Source organism: Stenotrophomonas sp. 05L44_2 (assembly GCF_056665995.1).
Genome location: NZ_JBFTNR010000236.1, coordinates 1 through 5,375 on the forward strand (window position 1 = coordinate 1; position 5,375 = coordinate 5,375).

Annotated in this window: 5 protein-coding genes, 2 pseudogenes and 1 riboswitch; of the genes and pseudogenes, 4 read left to right on the forward strand and 3 right to left on the reverse strand. The window is 67.5% G+C overall.

Annotated features, from left to right (window positions below; all coding sequences use genetic code 11):
* Nucleotides 1–645 (reverse strand): annotated as a pseudogene (locus AC1VAN_RS10020) (RpoH suppressor); the annotation flags it as partial.
* Nucleotides 646–799: 154 nt separating this feature from the next.
* A riboswitch (cobalamin riboswitch) is annotated at nt 800–1,016 on the forward strand.
* Between the two features lie 141 nt (nt 1,017–1,157).
* Here AC1VAN_RS10020 and AC1VAN_RS10025 point away from each other — a divergent pair.
* The 3 genes from AC1VAN_RS10025 to AC1VAN_RS10035 all read left to right on the forward strand — a co-directional run bounded on the left by AC1VAN_RS10025 (nt 1,158) and on the right by AC1VAN_RS10035 (nt 3,381).
* Nucleotides 1,158–1,829, forward strand: a complete 672-nt coding sequence (locus AC1VAN_RS10025) for an epoxyqueuosine reductase QueH (protein ID WP_480985735.1) — start codon at nt 1,158–1,160, stop codon at nt 1,827–1,829.
* 57 nt (nt 1,830–1,886) lie between these two features.
* Nucleotides 1,887–2,513: a bifunctional nicotinamidase/pyrazinamidase gene (gene pncA, locus AC1VAN_RS10030; protein ID WP_032978166.1), complete on the forward strand. Its 627-nt coding sequence runs from the start codon at nt 1,887–1,889 to the stop codon at nt 2,511–2,513.
* Between the two features lie 145 nt (nt 2,514–2,658).
* Complete coding sequence (locus AC1VAN_RS10035; RefSeq protein WP_442251481.1) at nt 2,659–3,381, forward strand: NYN domain-containing protein; 723 nt, start codon at nt 2,659–2,661, stop codon at nt 3,379–3,381.
* Here the strand turns inward: AC1VAN_RS10035 and purU are convergent.
* Nucleotides 3,374–4,225: a formyltetrahydrofolate deformylase gene (purU, locus tag AC1VAN_RS10040; RefSeq protein ID WP_442251487.1), complete on the reverse strand. Its 852-nt coding sequence runs from the start codon at nt 4,223–4,225 to the stop codon at nt 3,374–3,376. The two genes, AC1VAN_RS10035 and purU, sit on opposite strands and share 8 nt — an antisense overlap.
* A gap of 113 nt (nt 4,226–4,338) precedes the next feature.
* On the opposite strand from purU, the gene AC1VAN_RS10045 reads away from it, so the two are divergent.
* Complete coding sequence (locus AC1VAN_RS10045; protein WP_480985736.1) at nt 4,339–5,250, forward strand: LysR family transcriptional regulator; 912 nt, start codon at nt 4,339–4,341, stop codon at nt 5,248–5,250.
* A 3-nt stretch (nt 5,251–5,253) separates the two neighbouring features.
* On the opposite strand, the pseudogene AC1VAN_RS10050 reads toward AC1VAN_RS10045, so the two are convergent.
* A pseudogene (locus AC1VAN_RS10050) lies at nt 5,254–5,375 on the reverse strand (oxidoreductase); the annotation flags it as partial.

Genomic DNA, 5,375 nt, shown 5'->3' on the forward strand with positions numbered 1-5,375 from the left:
CAGATCGGCGAAGGTCAGCGGTGCATCCATCGGCTTGCCTGACAGCTGCTGCAGGCTTTCATGCAGCCATTCAGTCAGCGCCGGCTTGCCTGCACTGCGGCTAAGCCCGCTGCATAGGCCCAGCAGGTTGCGCCGCGCCACCCGGGCCACCCTTAGCGCAGCGGCGGCCACGCCTGCGCCGTAGGCACACAGCAGCGACGGCAGCAGGGTCGCCGCCACGCCGCTCCAGCCACCGCCCCACCAGCCCAGGCCGAGCAGCAGTGCCAGCGACACCAGCACTTCCAGCGGCGCGATCTGGAACACCGCGATGGCCAGGCACAGCAGCTTGCGTGGCCAGCCGGCGTTGCCGGTCAGCACCACCAGCAGCCGATACGCAGCGCGCGCGCCGGCGGCGGGCTGGAACAGGCTGTAGATGAATCCGCGCCGCGACAGCTGCGCCGACACCGCCGACAGGCCGCCATAGCCTGCGTCGCCAGGCAGCTGTTCGCCCCGTTGCTGGTGGCGGTCGCCGTATGCCGCAGCGGCGGCCACGGCAGCGGCGATCGCACCGGCCGAGGTGCCGCCGATGCTCTTGAAACGGTATTCGCGGGCCAGTGCGAGCACCGCGTTGGGATACACGATGCCGCTGGTGATGCCGCCTTTCATGACCAGATCGCAGTACTTCGCCGCCACGAGCCACCTCCCGTCTGTCGGTGCCCAGTATGGCAAGAGGCACTCTCACAGCCTGAGAAACGCGCCACAGCCCTGCGTTTTCATCGGCCCTTGACCATTGCCGCCAACGCGTCCACCGTGGGCACGCCGAAGGTATCCCTGCCGTGGCTTCGATGGCGGCAGGGATTTAAACGGGAATCCGGTGAAGGCGCCTCACGCGCCCATTCCGGAGCTGCCCCGCAGCGGTGAATGGAAACGAATCCTGCCAACAGCACTGGGCTCGCGCCTGGGAAGCGGCAGGTAGTAGGTGGGCCAGCCGGCCCGTGTCCATCAGCCCGAATACCGGCCCCGGCCGGGGGACACGACAGTCCCCTGACTCGACCTGGAATCTCCGCGGGGAGGTTGCCGGGGCCGTCGTCGTCCTGCGCGTGCAGGCGATGTGGCCGCGCGCGTCCTGTTCACGGTTTCCGTCCAGACCCGCTGCCCACGCCCAGATGCACCCGACGATGACCGAGCTCCAACGCCCCACCCTGACCCTTCCCGACAACGGCCAGCGCCTGTTGCTGCACTCGTGCTGTGCGCCATGCTCGGGCGAAGTGATGGAGGCGATCACCGCCTCCGGGATCGACTACGCGATCTTCTTCTACAACCCCAACATCCATCCGGTGAAGGAATACGAACTGCGCAAGCAGGAGAACATCCGCTTCGCCGAACAGCACGGCATCCCCTTCATCGACTGCGACTACGACACCGACAACTGGTTCAGCCGTGCGCGTGGCATGGAGAACGAACCCGAGCGTGGCATCCGCTGCACCATGTGCTTCGACATGCGCTTYGAGCGCACCGCGCTGTACGCRCACGARCACGGCTWYGACACCATCAGCTCCTCGCTGGGCATCTCGCGCTGGAAGAACATGGCGCAGATCAACGACTGTGGTGTGCGCGCCGCCTCGCGCTACGAGGGCCTGCAGTACTGGGACTACAACTGGCGCAAGGGCGGCGGTGCCAGCCGCATGATCGAGATCAGCAAGCGCGAGCAGTTCTACCAGCAGGAGTACTGTGGCTGCGTCTACTCGCTGCGCGATGCCAACCGCCATCGTCGCGAGAACGGCCGCGAGCGCATCAGGATCGGCCTGCTGTATTACGGGCAGGACAACGACACCGCCAGCGGCGATTGACGTGCGCGCGAGGGGCGGCCACGCTGGCCGCCCATCTTCCGTTGTGCTGGACCTGCCATGACCGCCCTGCCCGCTGATGTCGCCCTGCTGGTGATCGACCTGCAGCCGGACTTCATGCCCGGTGGCGCCCTCGCCTGCGAACAGGGCGATGCGCTGGTGGCACCGATCAACGCGCTGCTGGCCGAGCGCCGCTACCGCACCGTGGTGGCCACCCAGGACTGGCACCCGGCCAACCACGCCTCGTTCGCCAGCCAGCACCCGGGCCATCTGCCTTTTGAAGCCATCCTGCTGCATGCACAGCCGCAGACCCTGTGGCCGGACCACTGCGTGCAGGGCAGCACCGGCGCCGCCCTGCACCCCGGCGTGGACTGGACCGTGGCCGACCTGATCCTGCGCAAGGGCAGCCGCCAGCAGGTGGATTCCTACAGTGCCTTCCGCGAGAACCACGGCCCGGACGGCACGCGCCCGGCCACAGGGCTGGCCGGCTGGCTGCACGAACGCGGCATCCGCGAGGTGCACGTGTGCGGGCTGGCCCGCGACTACTGCGTGCTGTGGAGCGCGCAGGACGCGGTGAAGTCGGGTTTCCGGGTGAAATTCCTGTGGGAGCTGACCCGGCCGGTGACCGAGGCCAATGACGGCATGGTGCGCGAGGCCCTGGCGAAGGCGAGGATCGCGATCCTGTAGGCAGCGTGTCGCCTCTGCCGCTTGTGCGCCCGATTCGCCCCCTGCAGAATCAAGACCATCCAGCCCTCCAAGTACGCCCCCCAACAGATCGCGGGACGGCCGAACCGAGGGCTTTTTCATTGGACGAAGCCAGGAGGGCAACGGTATGCCGACGGCAGTTCTCATTGATGGCGGCTATTTCATCAAACGCTTTCGCCGCATCGAGCCCCACAGCGCCTACAACGCTCAACGCGCCGCCGAGGTCGCTCACCGATGGGCCATCGCCCATCTGAAGCATGCAAGTGGCGAGCAACGCGATCTCTATCGCATCTTCTTCTACGATTGCCCGCCGCTGCGCAAGAAGATGCACAACCCGATTTCGGGGCTGTGCATCGACTACTCGCGATCCGACGAAGCACTGTTCAGATCCAGCCTGCACGAGGCGCTGAAGCAGAAGCGGAAGGTCGCCCTGCGTCTTGGCCACCTCACCGACTTCAGTTCGTGGACGACCGGATCGCGAACCTTCGACGACCTGCTCAAGGGCAAGCGGACCTTCGGCGATCTTCAAGCCGATGAGCTGCAGCCCGATGTGCGACAGAAAGGCGTGGACATGCGCATCGGCATCGACATTTCCTCACTCGCCCTCAAGCGCCAGGTCCGCCAGATCATCCTGATGGCCGGCGATGCCGACTTCGTGCCCGCCGCGAAGCTCGCCCGGCGTGAAGGGGTCGATTTCGTATTGGATCCGATGTGGTCATCCATTCCCAAAGGGCTGATGGAACATATCGATGGCGTGCGCTCCACCTGTCCCAGGACAGTCCAGCAGCAGCAGCGGGCGCATCGTGGGCAATTGCCGGGCTCCATCCCGGGCACTGCCCGCGTTACCTGAACACCACCGTGCGGTGCCCGTTGAGCAGGATGCGGTGCTCCACATGCCGGCGTACCGCCCGCGCCAACACCTGCGATTCGGTATCGCTTCCCAGCCGTACCAGCTCGCGCGGGGTCATCGCGTGGTCCACGCGGGCCACGTCCTGTTCGATGATCGGGCCTTCGTCCAGGTCTTCGGTGACGTAGTGCGCGGTGGCGCCGATGATCTTGACCCCGCGCGCGTGCGCCTGGTGGTACGGCTGCGCGCCCTTGAAGCTGGGCAGGAAGCTGTGATGGATGTTGATCGCCCTGCCCGCCAGCGCACGGCACAGCGTGGGTGAGAGAATCTGCATGTAGCGCGCCAGCACCACCAGGTCGATGCGCTCGCGCTCGACCAGATCGATGATCTGCTGTTCCTGCGCCGCGCGCGTGTCGGCGTTCACCGGCAGGTGGTGGAACGGCACCTGGTAGGACGCTGCCAGTGCTGCGAAGTCGGCATGGTTGGAGGCCACCGCAGCGATGTCCACCTTCAACTGGCCGCTGTGGGCACGGAACAGCAGGTCGTTCAGGCAATGGCCCTGCTTGCTGACCAGCACCAGCAGGCGCGGCCGGCGGCGGCCATCATGCAGCTGCCAGTCCATGCCGAAGTCCGCGGCCAGTGCGGCCATCGCCGCGTGCACGGTGTCCAGCGGCAGGCCCGCATCGCGGTCGAAGTGCACGCGCAGGAAGAAGCGACCGCTCTCCTCGTCGCCGAACTGCTGGGCGTCGAGGATGTTGCAGACGTGGTCGAACAACAGGCCCGACACGCGGTAGACGATGCCGGTACGGTCGGGACAGGAGAGAGTGAGGATGGAATCGGGGCGCATCGCCGGAGTGTAGGGCAGCGCCGCTGCGCGGTGAACGATGGTCACCGATGCAACCGACTGCTTGGGACAGACCCAAGCGATACTTGGCCTTCCGCATGGCAAGCTGGTCGGTCATGAACCTGTTGCAGCTCATCCGCAGCTTCACCCGCACCGCAGAGACCGGCAGCATTGCCGCTGCGGCGCGCACCCTTGGCATCAGCGCCACCGCCGTGGGCCAGAACATCAACCGGCTGGAAGCCCACCTGGGCGTGCGGCTGCTGAACCGCAGCACGCGCCAGCTGGCGCTGAGCGAGGCCGGCACGGTGTATCTGGCGCAGGTGCGGCATATCGAAGCCGACCTGGCGCGCGCGCAGGCGATGGTGACCGCCGGCGACGTGGAGCCGGCCGGGCCCCTGCGCATCGCCAGCAGCAGCGCGTTCGGCCGGCACGTGCTGGCACCGCTGCTGCCCTCATTGCAGCAGCGCTACCCGCAGCTGCAGCTGGAGCTGCGCCTGACCGATCGCGCCGTGCAGCACGGTGCCGAGGCGGTGGATGCCAGCATCCGCATCGGCGCGCAGCTGGAGGACGGGCTGGTGGCACGCCCTCTGGCACGCATCCCGTTCGTGTTCTGCGCCTCGCCGGCGTACCTGCAGGCGCACGGCACGCCGCTGCAACCGGCGCAGCTGGCCGCCCATCGCGGCCTGCTGCATCGCTTTCCCACCGATGGCCGGCCACTGCGCTGGGGCCTGCTGAAGGACGGCGAGCGGGTGGATGCCGCGCTGCCGCCGAGCATGGTCTGCGATGACATCGACGCGCTGGCCGAGCTGGCCGCCGCCGGTGCCGGCATCACCCGGCTGGCGGCGTTCGTGGCCGAGCCCTACCTGCGCGATGGTCGCCTGCAGTGCGTGTTCGGTTGCGGCACCGACTGGCAGCCGGAACCGATGGRCGTCTACTTCTGCGTGAGCGACCGCCGCGATTTCACCGCCAAGATCCGCGCGCTGTYCGAGCACCTGCAGGCCGGCCTGCCGCCGGCCTGGCAGGTGTAGTGCTCAGCGCGGGCTGAACACGCCGCGTGCGTCGCGCGGTTCGCAGCGCAGGTACTGCGGTGCCGGCACCACGCTGTCGCCCAGTGCAGCAGCGGCATGCCAAGGCCAGCGCGGGTCGTACAGGA

Coding starts and splice junctions, on each gene's coding strand:
- pncA (WP_032978166.1), top strand. CDS start 1,887: ATGACCGCCCTGCCCGCTGATGTCGCCCTGCTGGTGATCGACCTGCAG.
- AC1VAN_RS10035 (WP_442251481.1), top strand. CDS start 2,659: ATGCCGACGGCAGTTCTCATTGATGGCGGCTATTTCATCAAACGCTTT.
- purU (WP_442251487.1), bottom strand. CDS start 4,225: ATGCGCCCCGATTCCATCCTCACTCTCTCCTGTCCCGACCGTACCGGC.